This window comes from Micromonospora sp. NPDC048986 (assembly GCF_040649335.1).
GTDB classification, from domain to species: domain Bacteria; phylum Actinomycetota; class Actinomycetes; order Mycobacteriales; family Micromonosporaceae; genus Micromonospora; species Micromonospora alfalfae.
Window position 1 is genome coordinate 1 of record NZ_JBEZFJ010000016.1, and the last position, 23,438, is coordinate 23,438.

A 23,438-nucleotide genomic window follows, 5' to 3' on the forward strand; every position below is an offset into this window, starting at 1 on the left:
GGGCGCACCGGCGTCCAGGTCAGCACCCTCGTGCTCGGCGCGATGAACTTCGGCAAGCTGGGGCACACCAGCCAGCGCGAGGCGACGCCCCGGATGGGGCGGGCCGCCACTGGTCACACCTCGCCTGGGCGGGCGCCGGCCGGATCCCGAGCGGCCGGCAGTTCCCGCTCCCCCTTGTCGATGACGACGGTCGTCAGCCGATCCGGACCAGTTGCCACTGCTGGTTGGTGCCGCCCCAGTCGGCGTACTGGACGACATTTCCACCGTCGGCGGTGGATGCGCCCTGCACCTCGACGGCCTTGTTGCTGTTGCGGTTGATCAGGCGCACGTAGCCGTCGGCCGAGTTCGCGAGTCGGAACTGCTGGTTCGTGCCGTTGAGGTCGGACCACTGCACGATCGCGCCGCCGTCGGCGGTGGAGAAGCCGCTGACGTCGAGCACCTTGCTGGAGTTGCGGGACTTGACCCGGTAGTAGCCACTCCCCGAGTCCACGAACTGCCACTGCTGGTTGACGCCGTTGTTGCGCGTCCACTGGCTGATTCGCGCCCCGTCGGTGGTGGCCGAGGCGTAGACGTCCAGTGCCTTGCCGCTGTTGCGGTTCAACAACACGTACCAGGCGCTGGTGTCCACCCCGGAACCCGGCGGGGGCGTGGTGGGCGGGGTCGAGCCGCCGTTGAGGGCGTCCAGGACGGCGGTGTACGCGGCCTTCTTGTTGCCGTTGCAGTCGAACAGCAGCGCGTTGTCCGAGCCGCGCCACGAGTCGCAGTCGCGCACCCCCCAGGTGGTGATGCCGGTGCAACGCGAGACGGCCAGGCAGGCGCGGGTGACGGCGCCGTAGATGTTGGCCTGGTTGCCGCCGGTCATCACGTCCAGTTCGGTGATCTGCACATCCACGCCGAGGTCGGCGAACCGCTGCAGGTTGGCCTGGTAGTCACTGGCCAACGAGGTGCCCAGGTGCGACTGGAAGCCCACGCAGTCGATCGGCACGCCACGGGACTTGAAGTCCCGCACCATGTTGTAGATGCCCGTCGACTTCGCGTTGATCCCGTCGGTGTTGTAGTCGTTGTAACACAACTTCGCACCCGGATCCGCCGCCCGTGCCGCCCGGAACGCCGCCTCGATCCAGTCGTTGCCGGTGCGCTGCAGGTTGGAATCACGACGCCCACCACCACCACCGTCGGCGAACGCCTCGTTCACCACGTCCCAGGCATAGATCTTGCCCCGGTAGTGCGTCGCCACCTGGGTGACGTGGTTGATCGCCGCGTTGCGCAACGCGCTGCCCGACATGCCCTGCGCCCAGCCCGGCTGCTGGGCGTGCCACAACAACGTGTGACCCCGCACGCTCATGCCGTTGGCCTGCGCGTGGCTGACCAGCCGGTCGCCGCTCGAGTAGGTGAAGACGCCCTGTTGCGGCTCGGTGGAGCTCCACTTCATCTCGTTCTCGGGCACCACACTGTTGAACTCACGGTTCAGGATGGTCGTGTAGGCGCTGGTCGACAGCTTGCCGACGGCGACGGCCGCGCCGAAGTAGCGGCCCTTCTCGGCGGCGGCCGCCTTCAGGGTCGTGCCGGCACCGGACGCGGGGGTCATCGCCACCGTCATACCGGTGGTGAGGGCGACGGCGATTGACGCCGCAGCCAGCATCGTTCTCATGGATTTCATGGCGTTCCTTTTCAGTGGTTGCATCGGTGGTGGTGATGTGCCACTTCACTCGGGGCGGCCGATCGGGGCGGTCATCCTGGCCGTCCGGCGTCAGCACGCACAGTCCGAGAGGGCTGTCGCCGGCACCCGCCGGGTCCCGAGGTGACGTCCGCATGCCCTTGCGGACGTCGTGATCGGAGGTACGACCTGTGCGGCTCGCCCGGTGAGCCACGACAGCGATCGTCCTCTATATCGAGAGTGAGCGATAACATGCCGTTCGTCAAGACGTAACGGGCCGTTCACGCCGATCTCCCGGAACGCCACGTTTCACCCGGTACCAAAGGCCCAGCGCAACAGTGCTCAGCCACGGTGGGTCAGCTGACGGGTCGTACCAGCGGGCCGCTCGGAGCACGCCGGACGGCAACCCTGTTATCGCTCACAGTCGCCGGAGCCCGCTGTTCGCGGTTCACGAGCTGCCGGCGGCCGGGCCGCTCGGAGACGGCTGCGCCGGGCCGGCGTCGGCGCGCATTCCGGCGACCAGGTCGGCGGTGGTGTGGGCCGCGATGCCGGGCTGCGAGGCGTCGACGAACCGCTCGACGACCGCCCGGACGTGTCGCTCGGCGGGTGCGGCGAGACCGTCGTAGACAGCCTCGAACAACTCCCGCGCCGGCTGCCTGAGCCAGTCGCGCGGGAGAAGTTCCACAGGCAACTGCGGATCGAGGACGGGGAACCGCCGGAAGGTGTCCATCACCTCGGTACGGGCCCGCACCGCAGCGGCGCCGGCGACCTGTCCGGACACCACGGCGGGCAACAGTGGCGTCCAACGCCGGAGGAACGCGTCGTAGCTCCGGCTGATCGCCTCGATGTCCCAGGCCTCGATCGGCGCACGGTGAATGGTCGAGGCGAGCGCGGTCTGCCGCCCGCGAAACACTGTCACGGCGCCGAGGGTGAGCCGGTCGAGCTGGGCCCGAGCTGCGGGAGTCAGCTCTTGCGGGGAGATCCACAAACCGTCGTACAGCGGTGCGTAACCGAGCCACCGGAGTTGCGCCCGCAGGGCCCGACGCTGCGTACTGCGATCCTGCGGCAGCGAGAAGGCGACGATCGTCCAACACCCGTCCCACCTCGCCGTCGAGGTGGTGGAGGCGAGAATCCAGTGCCCGCCGGCGGAGAGGTTGGCGGCGGCGGCACGGCTGAGCCGGTAGGAGCTGCGCCGTCCCAGTCGACTGCCCTCCAACACGCCACGGCGGGCCAACCGACTGATCGCCGTCCGCGCTCCGGCCGTCGTCACGCCGGCCTCCCCGAGCAACGCGACGATGGCGGCGGACGGGAGGGCGACCCGGGTCCGCAGCGTGTAGTCCGCCAACAGGGTCACCGCGACACCCTGGGGCGAGTTGCCGACCTGCCGGCGGGGCAGCCGGAGTGGGTGGTCTCCGTCGTCCGGATAGATCTCGTCGATGTCGAAGAGGCTTGCCACAGACGCTCCGTGCTCCTCGGGGGACGGTATGACGACTCTAGACGGACCTCCGCGACTCGTCATAAATAGAGAAGCCTCGATTGACACTTGTTGGCCCGAGGGGAACACTAATTGCCACGCGATGCCATCCGAAGCCGGGCTGGGCGAGCCACAGGTAGCGGGCAGCGTGCGACCACCGCGGGAGTCGGGCAGACCCGCGACCCGATCGCACGGCCAATCCCGCCTGCACAGCCAATCGAAGGAGTCGTCCGTTGAGAATCAGAAGGAAACTGCTGTTCGCCCTGGCCGCGTCACTGGTGGCGGCCGGCCTGGTGGCCCCAACCGTCGGACCCGCGTACGCGGCGTCACTGACCGAGGTGACCAGCTTCGGCGAAAACCCCGGCCGGATGCGCATGCACGTCTACGTGCCGGACAACCGCCCGGCCCGGCCGGCGGTCGTGGTGGCCATGCACGGCTGCGGCGGGTCCGGCCCCGGCTTCTACTCCGGGAGCGAGTTCGCCAGCCTCGCCGACCGCTACGGGTACATAGTGATCTACCCGTCCGCCACCCAGCAGGCCGGCTTCGGCAACTGCTTCGACACCTGGTCGGACGCCGCCAAGCGGCGAGGTGGGGGCAGCGACCCGGTGTCGATCATCAGCATGATCCGGTACGTGCAGCAGCAGTACGCGGCCAACCCGGACCGGGTCTACGCCACCGGCAGTTCGTCCGGCGGCATGATGACCAACCACATGCTCGCTCTCTATCCCGACGTGTTCAAGGCCGGCGCCGCGTTCATGGGAGTGCCCTACAACTGCTTCGCCAACGCGGCGGACTACCCGCCCGGCAGCAGCCAGTGCACCGGCGGGAACATGAACCGGACCCCGCAGCAGTGGGGTGACGCGGTCCGTCAGGCGTACCCCGGCTACTCCGGGCCCCGGCCGCGGGTGCAGCTGTGGCACGGCACCAGCGACACGCTCGTGCCGTACTCGCTGTTGCAGGAGACGATCGAGCAGTGGACCAACGTGTTCGGGCTGAGCCAGACACCCACCTCCACCGACACGCCGCAGGCCAACTGGAACCGGCGTCGGTACGCCGACAGCGGCGGCACCGTCCAGGTCGAGGCGTACAGCATCCAGGGGGCCGGACACAGTCTGCCCTCCGGCGGCATGGCCGCGTCCGCCATCGCGTTCTTCGGACTGACCGACCCCACGACGCCGCCACCCACGACACCGCCACCCACGACACCGCCGCCGACCACACCTCCCCCGACCACACCGCCGCCGACCACGCCGCCGCCAGCTTCCGGCGCCTGCCGGGTGACTGTCGACGTCAACGCCTGGAACACCGGGCTGACCGAGAACATCACCGTCACGAACACCGGCACCAGCGCCGTCAACGGCTGGTCCGTGGTCTTCACCCTGCCGGGTGGGCAGACCATCACCTCGGGCTGGAACGCCACCTACTCGCCCAATTCGGGGCAGGTGACGGCCCGCAACGTCGCCTACAACGGCGGTATCCCCGCCAACGGGTCGGTGAGCTTCGGCTTCCAGGCCACCCACACCGGTAACAACGCCCGACCGTCCTCGTTCACCCTCAACGGCGCGTCCTGCACCGTCGCCTGAGGCCAGTCGACGTCCACGAGCGTGCGCCGGTCACCACGACAGTGGTGACCGGCGCACGGTTCGTGCGTTGCCCGGAGTCAGCGGTAGCCGGCGGCTATCACGCTGGCCTGCACGGCGTTCTCGGTGGCGTCGGACGGATAACCGGCGACCATGGCCCCCTCGTAGAAGGTGCCGGCGCTGAGGTTCGCGCCGCCGTCGGGCTTGCAGCAGTCACCGCCACTGCCCAGGATGATCGCGCCCTGCTTCTTCATCGGGCTGTATCCCGGCGGAAGCGAGCCGTCATAGAGCGTGTAGAGGCTGCCGGACTGCGCGTTGCTGCCCTTGATCGCGAAGCGGGACGTGCCGTTGTTCTTCAGCGTCGCGGTCACGAACTTGCTGGTGAACGCACGCTGGTTCGGGTTCCAGGAGCTGCTCCCGCCGGGGAACAGGCCCCACTCCAGGTCCGCCTGCACCCAGGGGCCGCTGCCGGAGCAGCCGCCGAACCAGCACTGCTTGCCGAAGTTGATGGCGTCCATCGCACCGGCGGCGTCGGCCTTCCTGGTCGTCTCGCTGTTGCCGTAGTCGAAGCAGCAGCCGCTGTTGACGTGGGTGCCGCTGGTCACCATGTACATGCCCTCCGGCGCGGCGCCGGTCGGTACGCCGGTCAGGTGCCCGTCCCGCCAGTAGCTGTTGCCGGGGTTGATGTAGAGCGAGTACGCCTTGGAGCCGCCCACCGTCAGAGACTCCGTCGTCGCGGTCGCCGGCCGGCTCTGCGGTGACCCCGGGACCACGCTCGACCCCTGGTACCAGAGGTCGTTGCCGCGCCCGGACTGGTCGAAGACCACGGTGATCACGCAGGTCGTGCCGGTGCAGAACGAATCCTGCGTCGCCGCGTTGGCGGTGCCGCCCGTACCCGTGAGCCCGATGTTGCGGGTCGTGTTGTCCGACGAGCGCCGGACCTGGTAGAGGTTGCCGGCGTACGCCTCGTAGAGCGCCCGCGTGGTGCTGTGCGCCGCGATGCAGGGAGTGCCGCCCGAGGCGTAGATGTCGCACGGGCGCGCGCCGGTCGGCGGGTCGGTCGGCGGGTCCGTCGGCGGGGTGGTGGTCGGCGAGGCCCACTGCTGGTTGGCACCGCCGTTGCAGGCCCAGAGGATCAGCTTGGTGCCGTTCGCGGTGGCCGCGCCGTTGGCGTCCAGGCAGAGCCCGGACTGCACACCGGTGATGGTGCCGTTGCTGTTGACGTTCCACTGCTGGTTGTTCTGGCCGTTGCAGTCCCAGATGATCGCCTGGGTGCCGTTGGTGGTGCCGCGGCCGGACGCGTCCAGGCACTTGTTGCCGTACACCTGGAGTTGCTTCGCCGACGTCCAGGTCCAGGTCTGGCCGGCGGCGCCGTTGCAGTCCCAGAGTTGCGTCTGGGTGCCGTTGGTGGTGCTGGAGTTGGGCACCTCGATGCAGCGGCCGGACGGCGTACCGACGATGGTGGTGCTCTGCCCCGGCGTGATGGTGGCCGCCATCGCGGCCGATCCGGCGAACGGCGACGAGGCACCGGGGGTGGCGCCGAGGCCGACGACAACGCCGAGCAGGGCGGCCGCCAGGGCGGTCAATCGTCGGGCGCGATGACGTCTCGGGATGAGTTTACGGGCTTTTCCTGGCCCGGTGGGGGACGGGGTTCGCACGAGGTGGCTCCTCGGAGTCGTGGAAGCGCGGTGGGGGTGTCGACGCGCCACAGGGGGATGGTGGTGATGATGGCGAATCGATTCGCAGCGAATCGTATGACCTTTGTTTAATTCATGTCAATGAATGTGGTGACGGGGTGGCGCGCTGGCCGTTGGGCGGACGGCCAGCACACCACCTCCCCAGGGACGCCTACCGCCCCAGGAGACGCCACGTCTGGTTCAACGGGCTGCCCTGGTTGACCGCCTTGCAGGTCCACTGGTGGACCAGCGCGCCGGCCGCCGTGGAGACCGCGTTGACGTCGACGCACTTGCCACTGTGCCGGGCGACCAGTTGGTAGTCGTGCGAGTCGTTGCCCGAGTAGGTCACCTTCCGCAGCGTGAACTGCTGGTTGAGGCTGTTCAGGCAGGTCCACTGGTGCACGGCCGCGCCGTCGGCGGTGGACACTCCGCTGACGTCGAGGCACTTGCCGCTCTGCTGGTTGACCACCGTGTAGGTGTTGGCCACGCCGGCGACCGGGCGGAAGTTCCAGAACTGCTGGTCACCGCCGTCGCAGTAGTTCTGCTGCTGGACGTTGCCGTCGGTGGTGCTCAGGCCGGGGTTGTTCAGGCACTGCTGGGAGTGCTGGGCCACCGCCACCGACTGGAAGCCACCGTCCGAGGGGGGCAGCAGCGTGACGGTGTACGTGTCGGTCTGGTTGGTGTACGGCACCGTCACTGTGGCGTTGTTGTTGGACACCCCGACCACGCTGTTCGAGACAGTGACCGGCCCGGCCACGGCGCTGCCACCGTTGTGCGGGATGCGTTGGGTGAGGACCCTGACCTGGTTGTTCTGCACGATGCCACTGGTGGTGTCCAGGCGCTGCAGGTTGACGGTCAGGTTCCCGGTGGTACGACCACCGCCGACCAACACCTTCGCCACCCCGGCCGTCTTCGTGGCGTACGCGTCGTACGACTGGCTGGGGGTCACCGCGACGATCTCCCCGACCTGGGAGGCGTAGAAGCGGTAGTTCCACCACTCCCCCTTGGGCTGGTGCTGGCCGGCCGAGTTACGGATCAACAGGTTGCCGAGGTCGTTGTGCAGGCTGCCGCCGCTGGCCCAGTTCGCCCGCAGGCCGTCGGCGCGGGCCCGCTCCAGGCGCGCGATGTACCAGGCGCCGTCGGCCGGGTTCTGTTCGTCGGGCGCACCGTACTCGTTGATCTGGTACGGGCGCGGGTGGGCGATGCCGCGCGGGTCGAGGGTGGCGTTGGCGGCGGCAACGTTCGCCACCGGGTCACCGGGCAGCGAGTGCCAGCTGATGATGTCCGGCACCGTGTTCGTCGAGCGGACGAAGTCCAGGTACTGGTTCCAGAAGGCGTGGTTGGTCGACGGCACGCAGGCACAGCTCGGCCCGACGATGAGCTGGCTGGGGAACTCCGCCCGGATGCGCTGGTAGGTCCGGCGCCACAACTCCAGGTACTGGGAGATCGGCCGGTTCCAGAAGATGGTGATGTTGGGTTCGTTCCAGATGTCCCACTGCACCGACAGGCCGGACGCCCGGACGTCGTTGATCAGGCGGGTCAGGAAGTTGTCGTAGTCGGTCCAGTTGCCGTTGTCACCGGGGAAGCGGGAGATTCCTGCGCCGTCGGCACCCCAGAGGTCGTGCGGCAGGATGATGAACTTGCCGCCGAGGGCTGTGGTGCGACGTGCCTGGGCGACTGTGGAGTTCCAGCGACGGTCGTAGGTGCCACCGACCCAGCCACTGCCCGGGAGCTGCGCGCCGCCGGCGCGCATGTACTGGAACTTGACGTCCCGGTAGAAGTGGTCGGCCGGACCGCTGGCGTTCTCGGTCATGCCGTAGATCCAGCCGGAGGCGCGGTAGGTCGGCGCCCCGTTGGTGGTGGCGAAGTTGACGCTGATCGACTCGTCGGCGGCCTGGGCGGGGGACGAGACGACGGTGACGGCGGCAGCGGCGGCGAGCAGGCCGACGACGAGTCGGGAAACGAGCGCGCGGGCTCGTCCTGACCTGCTGCGGGACGGGGTTTTCACGGGCGGCTCCTTGGTGGGGCGCGGGGGACGCTCTCCGGAGGGCAGCGCTTGCGAATCGATTCGCACGGATCGTAGGACCGGGGACTGAACGATGTCAATGAAGTGACGGCCGGATGAAGCCCGTGTTGCCCAGCGTTCCTCTTGACGCGGCCGACCAGCCCTTGACCCCCGGGTATGGCCAGACCTATCTTCGGGCGAACCGATTCGTCGAATCGATTCGCATACTGGCCGGACTGGTCCGGCCCGCGACGATCACATCCGCACGACCCCTGATGATCGATGTGAAGTGAGGCCACACATGACCGGACTCAGTCGTCGGCGGCGCCTGGCCGCCGTCGCCGTGATAGCACTCGCCGCAGTGACAGGCAGCGCCTGCTCGTCGTCCGCCGACAGCGGCGCCGACGGTGGCGCCTACCTCGTCTGGGACCCGTACCCGCAGTTCGCCGACGACTCCGATTGGGTCGCGCTGCTGAAGAAGTGCGGCACCTCAGCGGGGGTGACGGTCGAGCGGACCGGCTACGACACCACCGACCTGACCAACAAGGCGCTGCTCGCGGCCCAACAGGGAAACTCACCGGACGTGCTGATCGTGGACAACCCGGTCATCTCAACTCTGGCCGAGGCCGGTGCGCTCACCACCACCGACGACAACAAGCTGGACGTCTCGGCCATGGAGAAGAACCTGCTCGGCGCCGGCCAGAGCGGCGGCAAGACCTACGGGGTGCCGATCGGGGCGAACACCCTCGCCCTCTACTACAACAAGGATCTGCTCACCGCCGCCGGCGTCGATCCCGCCGCCGTCAAGGACTGGACCGCACTGACCGCGGCACTGACAAAGGTCAAGGCCAAGGGGAAGAAGGGCATCACCTTCTCCGCGATCGGCACCGAGGAGGGCAGCTTCCAGTTCCTGCCCTGGTTCTGGGGATCGGGTGCCCAACTGACGAGCCTGGACTCGCCGCAGGCGGTGTCCGCGCTGACGCTCTGGACCGACTGGCTCAAGCAGGGCCACGCCCCGAACTCCGTCATCAACAACACCCAGACCACGAGTTGGCAGGAGTTCGCCACCGGCGACTACGCGTTCGCCGAGAACGGCACCTGGCAGCTGGCCAACGCGGAGAAGCTGGGCTTCTCGTACGGCACGATCGCGATCCCGGCCAGTGCGGGCGGCCCCGCCCCGGCGCCCACCGGCGGTGAGTTCGTCTCCATTCCGGTGCAGAAGAAGACCGGCCGGTACGAGACGTCGCAGAAGCTCGTCACCTGCCTGACAAACGCCGACAACCTCCTCACCACTGACACCACGCTCTCCTACGTCGCACCCGTCGCCGCCGTGCAGGAGCGACAGGCCACCGCGGACCCCAAGCTCAAGGTCTGGGTGGAGGCGGTCCGGGCAGCCAAGGGCCGCACCGGTGACGACCTCGGCACGAAGTACCCGAAGATCTCCGAAGCGCTGTGGACAGCGGTGCAGTCGGCCCTCAGCGGCGGGAAGTCGCCACAGGAGGCACTGGCCGCCGCGCAGACCGCCGCCACCACCAGGTAAGCGATCCGACCCGACACCATGCCCTCCACGACAGAGACCTCCACCGACGTACGGGACCAGGGTGGGGCGGCGACCGCCGTCCCACCTGGGTCTCCCCCGTCCCGTGCCCGCCGGCCCAGCCGATGGTGGGCGTGGGGCTTCCTGGCACCCGTGACCATCTACCTGGCGGCCTTCTACGCCTACCCGCTCTACCGCAACGTCGAGTTGAGCCTGCGGGAGTACACAGTCCGCTCGTTCGTGCAGGGCGGAGCGCCCTTCGCCGGCCTCGACAACTACCGGACGGTCCTGACCGACCCGGCGTTCGGGCCGACGCTGACGCACACAGTGGTCTTCACAGCGGCCTCGCTCGCCTTCCAGTTCACCATCGGCATGGCCCTGGCCCTCTTCTTCCACCAGCACTTCCCGCTGTCACGCACGCTGCGGGCGCTGATCCTCGTACCGTGGCTGCTGCCGCTGATCGTCTCGGCGTCGACCTGGTCGTGGCTGCTCAACAGCGACTCGGGGCTGGTCAACGCGGCACTCGGGGTCGTCGGGATCGACCCGGTCAACTGGCTCACCTCGCCGGGCTGGTCACTCACCTCGGTGATCATCGCGAACGTCTGGATCGGCATCCCGTTCAACCTGGTGGTGCTCTACAGCGGCCTACAGGCGATCCCGACCGAGATGTACGAGGCGTCCGCGCTCGACGGCGCGACGGGGTGGCAACGGTTCTGGGGGATCACCTTCCCGTTGCTGCGGCCCGTCTCCCTGATCACGCTGCTGCTGGGGCTGATCTACACGCTGAAGGTCTTCGACATCATCTGGATCATGACGAAGGGCGGCCCGACCAGTTCCTCGGCAACGCTCGCCACCTGGTCGTACCGGCTCGGCTTCGGCAACCTGCTGCCCGAGTTCGGCCCGGGCGCGGCCATCGGAAACCTGCTCATCGTGCTGGCGCTGATCGCCGGCCTCCTCTACATCCGGATCGAGCGGAGGCAGCAGCTGCGATGACCACCTCGACGCCTCGGGCCTGGTGGAAGACCGGCGTCGGCCTGGTGCTGACCGGGCTGATGCTCTTCCCCGTCTACTGGATGATCAATGTGTCCTTCACCCGGGACCAGGACATGCGGGCCAGTCCCCCGCACCTGTTCCCCACCAACGGCACGCTGGACGGCTACCGGGCGGTGCTCGACCAGCAACTGCCGTACCTCGGCACCAGCTTCCTGGTCGGCCTCGGCACTGTGGCGCTGACAGTGGCGCTGGCCGCTCCCGCCGGTTACGCGCTGGCGAAGCTCCGGCCACCCGGCGGCCCGGCGCTGAGCTTCGTGCTGCTGATCGCGCAGATGATCCCGGGGATCATCATGGCGATGGGCTTCTACGCCATCTACCTCACCCTCGGCGTCCTCAACACGCTGCCCGGCCTGATCCTGGCCGACACGACGCTCGCGGTGCCGTTCGCAGTCCTGATCTTCACGGCCTTCATGTCCGGCATCCCCGACGAGCTGCTCCAGGCCGCCGTGGTCGACGGTGCCGGACGGCTGCGGACCTTCTGGTCGGTGGTGCTGCCGGTCAGCCGCAACTCGATCGTCACGGTGTCGCTCTTCGCGTTCCTGTGGTCCTGGTCGGACTTCATCTTCGCCTCGACCCTGGCCGGCGGCGGCGACTACCAGCCCATCACCCTCGGCATCTACCACTACATCGGCAACAACAACCAGCAGTGGAACGCCATCATGGCCACCGCCGTCGTCGCCTCGATCCCCGCAGCCGTGCTGCTGATCCTGGCCCAGCGATACGTCTCGATGGGCGTGACCGCCGGCGCCGTCAAGGACTGACCATCCGCGGCGGTCGAGGACTGACCACCCGCACCACAGAAAGGCACCCGCCACCCATGACCGTCGCCCCGTCCGGTCCGGAGTTCGGAATCCAGGACATCCCGTTCAGCTACCGCGGATCCTGGTTCAACATCTCCCCGGTGGTAGCCGAGAAGACGTACGCCGACGACCTGCACCTGGTCTCCCACCAGACCGGGCTGCACCCCGTGCTGCGGCTCACCCCCACCGTCGCCGGCACCACAGTCGTCGCCACGCCCGCGCTGCTGACCTGGCGCAACGGGGCCGACCGGATCGAGGCCGTCTACGACGGGCCGGACACGGTCCGGATCCGGGGCCACCGACTCGGCCTGCGGGTGGCAGCCGCCGCGCCCACCCTCACCCCCTTCAGCGGCACCTACCTGTATGCCGACCCGGTCGACGGATCACACGTGTTCACCTCGTACGAGACCGGTCGCCGATACCGGATCACTGTGCTCTCCGGCGCTCTGCTGCGTACCAACGGCGCGCAGGCGCTCGGCACCGCCGACCGGTTCCTGGACCTTCCCGGCGACCAGCCCTGGGAGATCGCGATCGAGGAGTACGCCACCGCCCGCCGCCCGTACGCCGGATCCGTTCCGTTCGAGCTGTTGTGCAGTGACCGGTTCGCGGAGTTCACCGCGTTCGTCGACGCGATCGCGCCCTGGCGCGGCCCGGAGACCCCGGCCGCCGAGCTGGCCGCGTACGTCCTGTGGTCTGCCACCGTCGCCCCGGCGGGCTTCGTCACCCGGCCGGCCGTCCTGATGTCCAAGCACTGGATGGACAAGGTGTGGAGCTGGGACCACTGCTTCAACGCGATCGCCCTGGCGGCCGGCGAGCCGGAGCTGGCCTGGCACCAGTTCCAGTTGCCCTTCGACCACCAGGACGAGGCCGGCGCCCTGCCCGACTCGGTCACCCACTCCGAGGTCCTGCACAACTACGTCAAGCCCCCCATCCACGGCTGGGCCCTGCGGCACCTGCGCCGCCGCCTTCCCCAGCCGCCGGACCGGGCGGCGCTGGCGCAGACGTACGACCGGCTCGCCCGCTGGACCGGGTTCTGGCTCGACGCGCGGCGCGCCCCCGGCCACGACCTGCCGCACTACCAGCACGGCAACGACAGCGGCTGGGACAACGCCACCACCTTCGACGAGAACCGGGTCCTCGAGACGGCTGACCTCGCCGCGTTCCTGGTCTCGCAGCTGCGCTGCCTCGCCGACCTCGCCACCGAGCTGGGTGAGCCCGCCACCCGCTGGTCCCGGGAGGCCGACCGGATCCATCAGGCCATGCTGCGCGACCTGTGGGACGGCGAACGCTTCTGCGCCCGAGACCCCCGCACCGGGCACCGGCGACCCAGCCGCAGCCTGCTCGACCTGATGCCCGTCGCGCTCGGGGCCGACCTACCGGCCCCGGTCGCCGCCGCGCTGGCCCGCGGCGTCGAAACCCACCTGACCACGCACGGGCTGGCCACCGAGCCGACGGACTCGGCCCACTACCTCGCCGACGGCTACTGGCGTGGCCCGATCTGGGCACCCTCCACCGTCCTGGTCGAGGACGGCCTGCGCCGGGCCGGGCAGACCAGGATCGCCGACGACATCAGTCGGCGCTTCCTCGCGCTGTGCGAGAAGTCCGGCTTCGCGGAGAACTTCGACGCCGAGACCGGCACCGGGCTGCGGGACCGTGCCTACACCTGGACCGCCAGCAGCTATCTCATCCTCGCCGCCGCCCAGGAGGAACGGCGGGTCACCGGCGGGTAGCCGGTTCGGATCAGCGGGCCCGGACCGGGCCGGTGCTGGAACGCAACGAGATGGGCGGGCTGTAGAGGCGGTGTCGTGGCACGGCGCCGGGAGCGGCGATGCTCTCCAGCAGCAGCGACACCGCCTCGGCGCCCATCTCGACCATCGGCACGTCGGCGGCGGTCAGCGGCGGACGGAAATCCTCGGCCCAGTGCTGCGCGGCGACTCCGGTGACGGAGAAGTCGCGTGGCACGGACAGCCCGGCGCCGGTCAACGCGCGCTGCATTCCGGGCAGTGCGGCCTCGTTGATGGTGGCCACCGCCGTGACCTCCGGGTGCGTCGCGAGCAGTTGCTCCATACACGCCTCGCCGGAGGCGGTGTCATCGCCGCTGCAGACCTCCACGCCGGTCAACCCCCGCTCCACCGCCGCCGCGCGAAAGCCGGTCAGCGCGCGATGGCTGGGGCCGTACCCGGCGGCCACCAACTCGGCGGAACGGTTCACGAGTGCCACGTGCCGGTGCCCGAGATCGGCCAGGTGCTGCACGCAGCGGGCGATCAGCCCGGCGTAGTCGATGTCGATCCAGCTCATTCCGTGCGGCTCGGCGGTCCGGCCGATGGTGACGAACGGCAGCCCGGCCCTGGTCAGCCGGGTCACCCGGTCGTCTGCCAACCGGATCTCCATGAGGACCACGCCGTCCACCCGACGCCCGGTGACGATCCGTTCGAACGACCGGTCATGGTCGCCACCGGAGGGGGACAGCAGCACGTCGAGGTCGTGTCGGGCGGCGGCCTCGACGACGCTGGCGACGAAGCCCAGCTGCATGTCGGTCAACCGCTGGCTCGCTGGCGGGATGACCAGCCCGAGGGTACGGGTGCGCCCCTCCTTCAGAGCACGGGCGCTGGCGTTCGGCCGGTAGTCCAACTCGTCGATGACCGACTGGATCCGTTGTCGGGTCGCCTCCGACACGCTGCGTTTTCCGCTGAGCACGTAGGAAACGGTGCTGCGGGACACCCCCGCCCGGCGAGCGATCTCCCCGATGTTCATCAATCGCCCTCGAATCGATTTTTGCCCCGATACGGGGACGCACCGTGCTCCGCTGACCAGCATATCCGTCCTCAGGCTCATCGATCGATGACCAACGCGTGCCAACTAGCGCTAATAGATGGACGACCATTAATGTCACAGGTATGACGTGTGACGTCAATTCCATCGCCGCACCCCACCCCACACCACCCACCGGAAGGTTCCAATGAAGGTGAAGAGAAAACTGGGTCGCCTGATGGCCGCCGCCGGCACCTTGTTCGTCCTCGTCGTCGGCGCTGGCGCCTACGCGGTCTCGGACGCACCGGGCGTCGCCCACGCCGCCGGCACCGGCCCGTGTGACATCTACGCCTCCGGCGGCACGCCGTGCGTGGCCGCGCACAGCACCACCCGCGCGCTGTACGGCGCGTACAACGGCCCGCTCTACCAGGTCCGACGATCGTCGGACAACACCACCCGCGACGTCGGTGTGCTCAGCGAGGGCGGCTACGCCAACGCCGCCACCCAGGACACGTTCTGCGCCAACACCAACTGCGTCATCACGATCATCTACGACCAGTCCGGCCGCAACAACCGTCTCACCCAGGCGCCCCCCGGCTACTTCGTCGGCCCCGCTCCCGGCGGATTCGACAACCTCGCCGACGCGAAGGCGGCGCCGGTCACCGTCGGCGGGCAGAAGGCGTACGGCGTCTACATCGCCCCCGGCACCGGCTACCGCAACAACAACACGAACGGGGTCGCGACCGGCGACCAGCCCGAGGGCATCTACGCGGTGGTCGACGGCACGCACTACAACCAGTGGTGCTGCTTCGACTACGGCAACGCGCAGACGAACAGCCTCGCCGACGAACGCGCCATCATGGAGACCGTCTACTTCGGCGCCAACAAGCAGTGGGGCTACGGCGCGGGAGCCGGACCCTGGATCATGGCCGACCTGGAGTGGGGACTCTTCTCCGGGGTCAACGCGGGCTACAACAACATCGCGTCGATCAACCACCGCTTCGTCACCGCCATGGTCAAGGGCGAGCCGAACCACTGGGCGATCCGGGGCGGCAACGCCCAGTCGGGCAGCCTGACGACCTACTTCGACGGGCCACGCCCCAACGGCTACCACCCGATGAAGAAGGAAGGCGCGATCCTGCTCGGCATCGGCGGTGACAACAGCATCACCGGTCGCGGCACCTTCTTCGAGGGCGTGTTGACCTCCGGCTACCCGACGGCGGCCACCGAGAACGCCGTCCAGGCCAACATCAACGCCGCCGCCTACGCGCCGTCCGGCGGCGGCAACCCGCAACAGAACGTCCAGGTCGTCGGCGCCCAGTCCAGCCGCTGCATCGACGTACCGAACGGCAGCACCACCAACGGCACCCAGGTCCAACTCTGGGACTGCACCGGCAACACCGCGCAGCGCTGGACCTACACCGCCGGCAAACAACTCCAGGTGTACGGCAACAAGTGCCTTGATGCCTTCGGCCAGGGCACTACCAACGGCACCCAGGCCATCATCTGGGACTGCCACGGCGGCACCAACCAACAGTGGAACCTCAACTCCAACGGCACCATCACCGGCGTCCAGTCCGGGCTCTGCCTCGACGCCAACGCCGCCGGCACCGCGAACGGCACCAAGCTCATCCTCTGGGCCTGCAACGGCGGCAGCAACCAACGGTGGTCCACCCGCAGCTGACCCGCCGCACGACTGATCACCAGTGCCGCCCCCGCAGTGCCACCGGGGGCGGCACGACCTTTAGTTGCTTGGCGGCCCACAGCTGCGCCGGCCGGCGACCCGGTGCGGGTATGTTTCGGGGCTGGCGAACAGCGGGGGTCGGATGGTCAAGGGTTGGCACGGCTGGCTCGGTACGTTCAACGGCGTCGTCCTCATTACTGTGGTCGTCCTGCCGTTGGCCGCGCTTGCGGTGTGGGCGTTGGCCCACCGCCGACGGGCCGCCGGCGCCACGTCGGCGTGGCGGACGTCGCTGGCCGACGTCGGCATCGTCTACGGCACGGTCCCCTGGGTATGGATGATCATGCTGCCGGGCGACAAGGCCGGTGCCGTCTCCGGCCGGGTGACACTGGTGCCGCTGCGCGACCTGCTCACGATCTTCTCCGACGGGGGGCCGCTGACGGCGACGGTCCAGGTCGTCGGCAACCTGCTGGTCTTCGCGGCCCTGGGGTTCCTCGCCCCGCTGCGGTTCCCGGCGCTGGCGTCGGTGCCGCGGATCCTGGTCCTCGCGGCCGGCTGCTCGGTAGTGGTCGAGACCGCCCAGTACGTCCTGCGGCTGGACCGGGTGTCCTCGGTGGACGACGTCCTGCTCAACGCAGCGGGCGCCGGGCTGGCGGCGCTGGCGTCACGCCGTTGGTGGCCGGTCAAGCCCGACGCGTCCACAGATAGTCATCCTCGGCGGGCCCCGGCAGCGCGACGCTGAGCGTCGGAGGAGGGAGCTACCATCCGCAGGTGATCGAGGAATTGATCAGGAGAGCGGCGGACGAGGACGACGACGCGATCGAGGAGTTGAGCGAGATCGCCGCTGCCGATCCACAGCGGCTGTCGCCGTACCACGGGGCCCTTCTCGACCTCGACCTGCTGTGGCCGCCGACGTTGTACCGGGCGGCGGGCGCCGACGTGGTCGGCCGGGTCGTCGAGCAGGTCGACGGCGGGCGGACACCGGACCGACTCAACCATCTGCTCCTCATCCTGGCCCACAGCGCCCACCCACTCGCCGAGCGCGCCATGCGTCGCTGGTCGACGCACCCGCCAGCCGGCGCGGACGACCTGCACGTGGGCCCGCTGAGCTACGCGGTCGAGGGCGGTTGGACGATCGGCCCGGACGGCAACCGACGCGACCTGTGCGCTGACGTCGCGTACCGGTGGGTCATGCGGGACGCGCCGGCGCCCGCGGACCGCACCGCCTGCCCCTGGTGCGCGTCTCCGCTCTGGGTCGCCGCCGACCTCGACACCACCGACCCCGCCATCGGTGCCGCGCTGGCCCACACCGGCTGGTCCGGCCGCCTGGTGATCGAGACCTGCCACTTCTGCGCCTGCTACACGACGTTGTACAGCCGGGTCACGCCGGCCGGCGCCACCACCTGGTGGGCCGGCAACACCCGTCCGAGCTACCTGGGCGCCGACGCCGGGCCGGAGGACCCGCCGACACTGCTCCCGGTTGCGGGGCCGGCACTGGTGAGCCCGTACCAGGCCAGCGCCTGGAATCAGGGCGGCTCCACCCTGGGCGGTCGACCGGACTGGATCCAGGACGCCGAGCACGCCGACTGCCCCGGCTGCGGGGAACCGATGGACTACCTGGGTCTGATCGGCGGCGCGGACCTGGACGACGTCGGCGAGGGCGCCTACTACCTGCACCTGCACCAGCCGTGCGGGTTCGCCGCGGTGAACTACCAACAGAGCTGACAGTCGATCATGACGCCGGCTCTGCCAGCCGCTCCAGCCGCGCCAGACCATCCCAGCCACGCTCACGCATCAGACCCAGCAGTCGCTTCACCCGCGGGTCCGCCTCGACGGCCAGCGCGTCCAGAAGGTCGAACGGTAGATCGTCCTGCGCCACCTCACCGAGGTCGATCTCGCCAGAGCGGTATGCCTGCTCGGCCAGGCTGGCCAGGATGTCGGCGGCCTCCACCAGACCCGCGTCGTCGCCGGTGTCACTCTCGAAGATCTCCGACAGGATCCGATAGAGCCGTATGAGTTGCGGGTCGTCGAGCTGCGCGATCTTGTCAGGCATCCATTCGCGGACACGATCGGGCCAGCGCGCCGACATCAGGATCCAGCTGTCCCGCTCACCCGCCACCACCCGCTCCGAGACGCCAATGTCCCGGAGCCGGTCCAGGTAGGTGGTCACCTCCGGTGCGAGGGCCAGACGATCCCCGGCGGCGAGTTGCGCGATCTGCTTCCGGCTGGCCTCCAGTCGTGCGATCTCGTCGCCCAGTTGCCTGTCGATCTCCTCGACCGCGGCCGCGAAGGTCGACGCGTCGGCCTCCAGCATCTGACCGATCTGCGACAGCGGCACGCCGGCGTTGGCGAGAATCCGGATCCTGATGAGGGACACCACGGCTCCCGCGCTGTACCGCCGGTAGCCCGAGGCGTCCCGCTCGGGCTCCGGCAGCAGGCCGATCTGGTGGTAGTGCCGTACCGCCCGCACCGTGACGCCGGCGTACGCCGCCAGTTGACTGATCGTCAGCATGCCCTGATCCTGCCCCTCGAAGCGCTCGGCCCCCACCCGAATCCAGCTCAGGAGATCTTGCGGCGGTAGGTCAGGTTGGCGAACAGGTAGGCCACCGCGAGGATGCCGACGCACCAGGCGAGGGCGGTCCAGATGCCCGATCCGACCGGCTCCTGGGCGAAGAGGTCTCGGATCGCGTTGACGATCGCGGTCACCGGCTGGTGCTCGGCGAAAGCGCGCACCGGGCCGGGCATCGACGCGGTGGGCACGAAGGCCGAACTGACGAACGGCAGGAAGATCAGCGGGTACGAGAAGGCGCTCGCGCCGTCCACTGACTGGGCGGTGAGGCCGGGAATGATGGCGATCCAGGTCAGCGCCAGGGTGAACAGCACCAGGATGCCGGCCACGGCGAGCCACCCCAGCACGCTCGTCCCGGTGCGGAAGCCCATGAGCAGGGCGACGAGGACGACGACGACCAACGAGATCAGGTTGGCGACCAGCGAGGTCAACACGTGCGCCCAGAGCACCGAGGATCGTGCGATCGGCATGGACTGGAACCGTTCGAAGATGCCGCCCTGCATGTCCAGGAAGAGCCGGAAGGCGGTGTACGAGATGCCCGAGGCGATCGTGATGAGCAGGATGCCAGGGAGCAGATAGTTCACGTACGAGTCGGAGCCGGTCTCGATAGCGCCACCGAAGACGTAGACGAACAGCAGCATGAAGGCGACAGGCATGACCGCCGTCGTGATGATGGTGTCCGGGCTACGGGCGATGTGGCGCAGCGAGCGTCCCAGCAGGACTGTGGTGTCGCCGAGGAAGTGCCTGTTCATCGTTGTTCCTTCTCGGTCTTGGCGCCCACCAGGGTGAGGAAGACGTCCTCAAGGGTCGGCTGCTTCTCGATGTACTCGATCTCGGCTGGTGGCAGGAGCTGTTTGAGCTCGTCGAGGGTGCCGTTCACGACGATGCGTCCCTCGTGGAGGATCGCGATCCGGTCGGCGAGTTGTTCGGCCTCGTCGAGGTACTGGGTGGTGAGCAGCACCGTCGTGCCGCCGCGGGCGAGTTCCCTGATCGCCTGCCACACCTCGATGCGCGCCTCGGGGTCGAGCCCTGTCGTCGGCTCGTCGAGGAAGATGACCGGCGGGTTCCCGATCAGGCTCATCGCGATGTCGAGACGGCGACGCATGCCGCCGGAGTAGGTCCGTACCCTCCGGGCGCCCGCCTCGGTCAGCGAGAAGCGCCGCAGCAGGTCGTCCGCTGTCGAACCGGGTTCCTTGAGGTGCCGCAGCCGGGCGACCAGGACCAGGTTCTCCCGCCCGGTGAGGATCTCGTCGACCGCCGCGAACTGCCCGGTGAGACTGATCGACTGCCGTACGTCGGCGGCCTGGGTCGCCACGTCGAAGCCGGCGACCCGGGCCGTCCCGCCGTCGGCCCTGAGGAGCGTCGCCAGGATCCTCACCACTGTGGTCTTGCCGGCACCGTTCGAGCCGAGCAGGGCGAAGATGCTGCTCCGCGCGACCTCGATGTCGACGCCGCGCAGCACCTTGAGCTGCTTGAACGACTTCTCCAGGCCGTGCACGTGGATCGCGGGCTGCTCGGCCTGAGCTGTTGTGCGCGAATTGCTCATGGCGGCAGCATGGCGGGTTGACGCAGCGTCAAGGTCAAGCCCGGCGCCGCGGGTCTCAGTCGGGCTTGGGTTGGGACCGCAGGCGACGCATCTGGGCGTGGCTGAGGTCGTGCGCTCGGTTCATGTGGCGTGTGACCACCTCCAGCTCCTCGTCGGTGTGCTCGTCGAGAAGTGTCTGCCAGGACTGGCCGAGGTCGTTCCAGACCGCTGTGACCCGGTCGAGGCGATCCGGCACCGGGGTGACCAGCACCCGGCGCCGGTCCTGCTGATCGGGCGTCCGTTTGACGTAGCCGCCACGTTCGAGCCGGTCGACCAGTCGGGTGGCCGATCCCGTGGTCAGGCCGGTCATCTCGGCGACCTCGCGCACGGTGGGCGGCGCGGGAGCCGCCGAGAGCAGGCTCAGGAACTGCACGTCGGTCGGGTGGAGCCCCAGGTGATCGGCGATGGCCTGGTTGAACAGGACGTACGAGGCCAGATAACGCCGGGACGCCATCGACAGCTCCTCGAACAGCCGGGTTCGACGCTTCGCAGTCATCCGCATCACATCCCAATCAGTTGCGCGACGCAGCAATCCACCATAATCTGCTGCGTGGCGCAGTTAATGCGTTACGCAGCTATCTTACCTCCTGGAGAACCCATGCTCACCGTCGCCGTCACCGGCGCCACCGGAGCCCAGGGCGGTGCCACCGCCCGCGCCCTGCTGGCGGCCGGTCAGCGGGTACGCGCCATCACCCGCCAGCCCACCTCGCCGGCCGCCGAAGCCCTGCGCGACCTCGGGGCGGAGGTGCGCCAGGCCGACTTCGACGACAGCGCGTCCCTCGACGCCGCGCTCGCCGGATCCGACTCGTTGTTCGCTGTCACCACGCCGTTCGGCAGCGACCTCGCCACCGAGGTCCGGCAGGGCCGGGCCCTCGTCGATGCCGCGGCAGCCGCCGGCCTCGGCCACCTCGTGCTGAGCACCGTCGCACACGCCGACCGCGACACCGGCGTCCCGCACTACGAGAGCAAACACATGGTCGAGCAGCATCTGCGCACCTCGACGGTGCCCTGGACGGTCATCGCGCCAGCCGCCTTCATGGACAACTACGCCAGCGGCTGGACGCTCGACGGCCTGCGCAGGGGCACCTTCGCCTGGCCGATGCCCGCGGACCGGCCGCTCACCCTCATCCCGGCGGTCGACATCGGCACCTTCGCCGCGCTCGTCCTCCAGCGCTCGAACGAGTTCGCCGGTCGCCGCATCGACATCGCCTCCGACGAACGCACACCCAGCCAACTGGCCGAGATCCTGGCGGGCGCCATCGGCAGCCCCATCACCCACGCGCAGGTGCCGCTGGCCCAGGTCCGACAGCGGTCCACCGACCTGGCGGCCATGTTCGACTACTTCAGCACCGTGGGCCTGGCCGTCGACGTCGCCGCGCTGCGTCGCGACTACCCGGAAGTCGGCTGGCACAGCTTCGCCGACTGGGCCGCCGCCCAGGACTGGCCCACCCTGCTGCCGGCGACGCGTGCGCGACCCTGACTCTTAACTCCGATGTCACCGCCCGATCCCATTGGTGACGTGTCGCTGTTCGCCCGAAGGAGTTGGCTGCCAGACGTCGCACTTGCCTGGACCAGGAGTTGATCCACGTGCCTTCCTCTCGTCGTACCTTCCTCGCCAGTGGCACCGCCGCCGGCGTCGGCCTTGCCGTCGCGGGCGGTCTGCCGTCCCTGGCCCAGGCCAGCCCGGCCCGGCCGCACCCGCCGGTGAAGCCCGGTAACGTGCCCTTCCCGCCGCTCGTGGACGACCCCAGGGGAATCCTGGCCCTGCCCAAGGGCTTCAGCTACACAGTGATCACCCGGACCGGTGTCACCCGACTCGACCGCGGCCAGGGCGTTACCCCGTCGGATCATGACGGCATGGCCGTCTACGACGCCGGCCACGGCCGGTACACCCTCATCCAGAACCACGAGATCGACCCGGGCGCCGAGTTCGGCGTGCCGCACGTCAAGGGAACGGTCTACGACGCGGGCGCCGTCGACGCCGGTGGTTGCACCGTGATCAGGACCGACCTCGCGGGCCGCAACCTGGGTGAGTTCGTGGCGCTCTCCGGCACCATCTCCAACTGCGCCGGCGGGCCGACCCCCTGGGGCACCTGGCTCACCTGCGAGGAGACCGAGGACCGGGCCGGCGACACGTGGGAAGAGGGCGGCCGGGCCGGCGTCTACCAGAAGGACCACGGCTACGTCTTCGAGGTGTGGGCCGACGGCAGCGCCGACCCGAAGCCGATCAAGTGCCTGGGCCGCTACTCCCACGAGGCCCTGGCCGTCGACAAGGACCGCACCCGGATCTACCTCTCCGAGGACGCCGACGAGCCCAACGGCCTCTTCTACCGCTGGACGGCGCCACACGGCGTCAAGCTGGGCCCGGGCGTGCTCACCCGCCTCGCACCGAACGCCGGCGTCCTCGCCGCGATGCAGATCATCATGGATGACGGTTCGGTGCTGCCGGACGTCGCGTACCTGACCTCCGCCCAGCTGGGTCGCCCCTTCCCGGTCCGCTGGATCGAGGTGCCGGACCGCGACGCGCGCACCACGTCGGTGCGCGAGCAGTTCGCCGACGGTCAGGTCACCCGCGGGCGCAAGTTCGAGGGCGTGTGGGCCACCGACGAGGGCGTGTACGTGGTCAACTCGTACGCCTGGGATGAGGGTGACCTGCCGGCGGACGCGGCGCCGCACGACGGAATGGTGTGGTTCTACAACTACCGGAACCAGACCATCCAGCTGGTGACGTACTTCCCGCACCAGACCCAGTCCGAGGAGGGCGCGGCCGTCAAGTACACCGACCTCACCTTCGACGGCCCGGACAACGTGACAGTCACTCCGTGGGGAAGCCTCGTGCTCGCCGAGGACGGCACCGGCGCCTCGCACGTGCTCAGCACGATCCCGGGCGGGCCCACGTACGCGATCGCCCGCAACCAGCTCAACGACTCGGAGTTCTGCGGGCCGACCTTCAGCGCGGACGGCAAGGTGCTCTTCGTCAACATGCAGGACCCGGGCCTCACCCTGGCCATCACCGGTCCGTGGGAGAAGTACCTGGGCTGACCGAGCCCGAACGTGCGGGGCCAGGCGA

Annotated in this window: 19 protein-coding genes; 10 read left to right on the forward strand and 9 right to left on the reverse strand. The window is 69.1% G+C overall.

Features of this window, described 5'->3' with window-relative positions; translation table 11 throughout:
• Positions 1 to 193: 193 nt before the first annotated feature.
• Positions 194 to 1,651 carry an endo-1,4-beta-xylanase gene (locus tag AB0B94_RS27405; protein ID WP_357287124.1) on the reverse strand — a complete coding sequence of 486 codons (1,458 nt, stop codon included), beginning with the start codon at positions 1,649 to 1,651 and terminating at the stop codon, positions 194 to 196.
• Between the two features lie 454 nt (positions 1,652 to 2,105).
• Positions 2,106 to 3,113, reverse strand: a complete 1,008-nt coding sequence (locus AB0B94_RS27410; RefSeq protein WP_357286581.1) for a PaaX family transcriptional regulator C-terminal domain-containing protein — start codon at positions 3,111 to 3,113, stop codon at positions 2,106 to 2,108.
• A gap of 251 nt (positions 3,114 to 3,364) precedes the next feature.
• On the opposite strand from AB0B94_RS27410, the gene AB0B94_RS27415 reads away from it, so the two are divergent.
• On the forward strand, positions 3,365 to 4,714 hold the full coding sequence (locus AB0B94_RS27415; RefSeq protein ID WP_357286585.1) for a PHB depolymerase family esterase: 1,350 nt from the start codon (positions 3,365 to 3,367) through the stop codon (positions 4,712 to 4,714).
• 77 nt (positions 4,715 to 4,791) lie between these two features.
• On the opposite strand, the gene AB0B94_RS27420 is transcribed toward AB0B94_RS27415, so the two are convergent.
• Positions 4,792 to 6,297 carry an arabinofuranosidase catalytic domain-containing protein gene (locus tag AB0B94_RS27420; RefSeq protein WP_357286588.1) on the reverse strand — a complete coding sequence of 502 codons (1,506 nt, stop codon included), beginning with the start codon at positions 6,295 to 6,297 and terminating at the stop codon, positions 4,792 to 4,794.
• 262 nt (positions 6,298 to 6,559) lie between these two features.
• Positions 6,560 to 8,395 (reverse strand): RICIN domain-containing protein, encoded by a 1,836-nt coding sequence (locus AB0B94_RS27425; protein WP_357286591.1) that lies wholly within the window; start codon positions 8,393 to 8,395, stop codon positions 6,560 to 6,562.
• A gap of 298 nt (positions 8,396 to 8,693) precedes the next feature.
• Between AB0B94_RS27425 and AB0B94_RS27430 the strand changes: the two genes are divergently transcribed.
• From AB0B94_RS27430 to AB0B94_RS27445, 4 genes are all read left to right on the forward strand, one after another.
• Positions 8,694 to 9,932 (forward strand): extracellular solute-binding protein, encoded by a 1,239-nt coding sequence (locus AB0B94_RS27430; protein ID WP_357286595.1) that lies wholly within the window; start codon positions 8,694 to 8,696, stop codon positions 9,930 to 9,932.
• A 150-nt stretch (positions 9,933 to 10,082) separates the two neighbouring features.
• Positions 10,083 to 10,922, forward strand: coding sequence for a sugar ABC transporter permease (locus AB0B94_RS27435; protein WP_357286598.1), 840 nt, complete (start codon positions 10,083 to 10,085; stop codon positions 10,920 to 10,922).
• On the forward strand, positions 10,919 to 11,743 hold the full coding sequence (locus tag AB0B94_RS27440; RefSeq protein ID WP_238666839.1) for a carbohydrate ABC transporter permease: 825 nt from the start codon (positions 10,919 to 10,921) through the stop codon (positions 11,741 to 11,743). The genes AB0B94_RS27435 and AB0B94_RS27440 overlap by 4 nt, the downstream gene beginning before the upstream one ends.
• A 56-nt stretch (positions 11,744 to 11,799) precedes the next feature.
• Positions 11,800 to 13,512 (forward strand): trehalase family glycosidase, encoded by a 1,713-nt coding sequence (locus AB0B94_RS27445; RefSeq protein WP_357286602.1) that lies wholly within the window; start codon positions 11,800 to 11,802, stop codon positions 13,510 to 13,512.
• Positions 13,513 to 13,522: 10 nt separating this feature from the next.
• Here the strand turns inward: AB0B94_RS27445 and AB0B94_RS27450 are convergent, their stop codons facing one another.
• The gene (locus tag AB0B94_RS27450) at positions 13,523 to 14,536 is read right to left on the reverse strand and encodes a LacI family DNA-binding transcriptional regulator (RefSeq protein ID WP_238666837.1); all 1,014 of its coding nucleotides are present in this window, start codon (positions 14,534 to 14,536) and stop codon (positions 13,523 to 13,525) included.
• Positions 14,537 to 14,741: 205 nt separating this feature from the next.
• Between AB0B94_RS27450 and AB0B94_RS27455 the strand changes: the two genes are divergently transcribed.
• The 3 genes from AB0B94_RS27455 (at position 14,742) to AB0B94_RS27465 (ending at position 17,939) form a co-directional block, all read left to right on the forward strand.
• Positions 14,742 to 16,217 carry an arabinofuranosidase catalytic domain-containing protein gene (locus AB0B94_RS27455; RefSeq protein ID WP_357286606.1) on the forward strand — a complete coding sequence of 492 codons (1,476 nt, stop codon included), beginning with the start codon at positions 14,742 to 14,744 and terminating at the stop codon, positions 16,215 to 16,217.
• 142 nt (positions 16,218 to 16,359) lie between these two features.
• On the forward strand, positions 16,360 to 16,956 hold the full coding sequence (locus tag AB0B94_RS27460) for a VanZ family protein (RefSeq protein WP_357286609.1): 597 nt from the start codon (positions 16,360 to 16,362) through the stop codon (positions 16,954 to 16,956).
• Positions 16,957 to 16,985: 29 nt separating this feature from the next.
• Positions 16,986 to 17,939, forward strand: a complete 954-nt coding sequence (locus tag AB0B94_RS27465) for a hypothetical protein (protein ID WP_357286612.1) — start codon at positions 16,986 to 16,988, stop codon at positions 17,937 to 17,939.
• A gap of 7 nt (positions 17,940 to 17,946) precedes the next feature.
• Here AB0B94_RS27465 and AB0B94_RS27470 read toward each other — a convergent pair whose 3' ends face one another.
• The 4 genes from AB0B94_RS27470 to AB0B94_RS27485 are packed head-to-tail and all read right to left on the reverse strand — an operon-like array spanning position 17,947 to position 20,864.
• Entirely contained in the window at positions 17,947 to 18,726 is a 780-nt protein-coding gene (locus AB0B94_RS27470; RefSeq protein ID WP_357286615.1) for a MerR family transcriptional regulator, read from the reverse strand.
• Positions 18,727 to 18,773: 47 nt separating this feature from the next.
• Positions 18,774 to 19,535, reverse strand: coding sequence for an ABC transporter permease (locus tag AB0B94_RS27475; RefSeq protein ID WP_238666832.1), 762 nt, complete (start codon positions 19,533 to 19,535; stop codon positions 18,774 to 18,776).
• Entirely contained in the window at positions 19,532 to 20,329 is a 798-nt protein-coding gene (locus tag AB0B94_RS27480; protein WP_357286620.1) for an ATP-binding cassette domain-containing protein, read from the reverse strand. The genes AB0B94_RS27475 and AB0B94_RS27480 overlap by 4 nt, the downstream gene beginning before the upstream one ends.
• A 55-nt stretch (positions 20,330 to 20,384) precedes the next feature.
• Positions 20,385 to 20,864 carry a MarR family transcriptional regulator gene (locus tag AB0B94_RS27485; RefSeq protein WP_357286624.1) on the reverse strand — a complete coding sequence of 160 codons (480 nt, stop codon included), beginning with the start codon at positions 20,862 to 20,864 and terminating at the stop codon, positions 20,385 to 20,387.
• Positions 20,865 to 20,966: 102 nt separating this feature from the next.
• On the opposite strand from AB0B94_RS27485, the gene AB0B94_RS27490 reads away from it, so the two are divergent.
• Both AB0B94_RS27490 and AB0B94_RS27495 read left to right on the forward strand, forming a co-directional pair.
• A complete protein-coding gene (locus AB0B94_RS27490; protein WP_357286627.1) occupies positions 20,967 to 21,848 on the forward strand; it encodes an NmrA/HSCARG family protein in 882 nt (293 codons plus the stop codon).
• A gap of 107 nt (positions 21,849 to 21,955) precedes the next feature.
• Positions 21,956 to 23,410, forward strand: a complete 1,455-nt coding sequence (locus tag AB0B94_RS27495) for an alkaline phosphatase PhoX (protein WP_357286630.1) — start codon at positions 21,956 to 21,958, stop codon at positions 23,408 to 23,410.
• Positions 23,411 to 23,438 lie beyond the last annotated feature (28 nt).

Excerpts from the sequence above, each read along its gene's own strand:
- AB0B94_RS27470 (WP_357286615.1), bottom strand. The coding sequence starts at position 18,726 with ATGCTGACGATCAGTCAACTGGCGGCGTACGCCGGCGTCACGGTGCGG.
- AB0B94_RS27475 (WP_238666832.1), bottom strand. The coding sequence starts at position 19,535 with ATGAACAGGCACTTCCTCGGCGACACCACAGTCCTGCTGGGACGCTCG.
- AB0B94_RS27445 (WP_357286602.1), top strand. The coding sequence starts at position 11,800 with ATGACCGTCGCCCCGTCCGGTCCGGAGTTCGGAATCCAGGACATCCCG.
- AB0B94_RS27485 (WP_357286624.1), bottom strand. The coding sequence starts at position 20,864 with ATGACTGCGAAGCGTCGAACCCGGCTGTTCGAGGAGCTGTCGATGGCG.
- AB0B94_RS27460 (WP_357286609.1), top strand. The coding sequence starts at position 16,360 with ATGGTCAAGGGTTGGCACGGCTGGCTCGGTACGTTCAACGGCGTCGTC.
- AB0B94_RS27440 (WP_238666839.1), top strand. The coding sequence starts at position 10,919 with ATGACCACCTCGACGCCTCGGGCCTGGTGGAAGACCGGCGTCGGCCTG.
- AB0B94_RS27430 (WP_357286595.1), top strand. The coding sequence starts at position 8,694 with ATGACCGGACTCAGTCGTCGGCGGCGCCTGGCCGCCGTCGCCGTGATA.
- AB0B94_RS27455 (WP_357286606.1), top strand. The coding sequence starts at position 14,742 with ATGAAGGTGAAGAGAAAACTGGGTCGCCTGATGGCCGCCGCCGGCACC.
- AB0B94_RS27405 (WP_357287124.1), bottom strand. The coding sequence starts at position 1,651 with ATGAGAACGATGCTGGCTGCGGCGTCAATCGCCGTCGCCCTCACCACC.
- AB0B94_RS27480 (WP_357286620.1), bottom strand. The coding sequence starts at position 20,329 with ATGAGCAATTCGCGCACAACAGCTCAGGCCGAGCAGCCCGCGATCCAC.
- AB0B94_RS27450 (WP_238666837.1), bottom strand. The coding sequence starts at position 14,536 with ATGAACATCGGGGAGATCGCTCGCCGGGCGGGGGTGTCCCGCAGCACC.
- AB0B94_RS27490 (WP_357286627.1), top strand. The coding sequence starts at position 20,967 with ATGCTCACCGTCGCCGTCACCGGCGCCACCGGAGCCCAGGGCGGTGCC.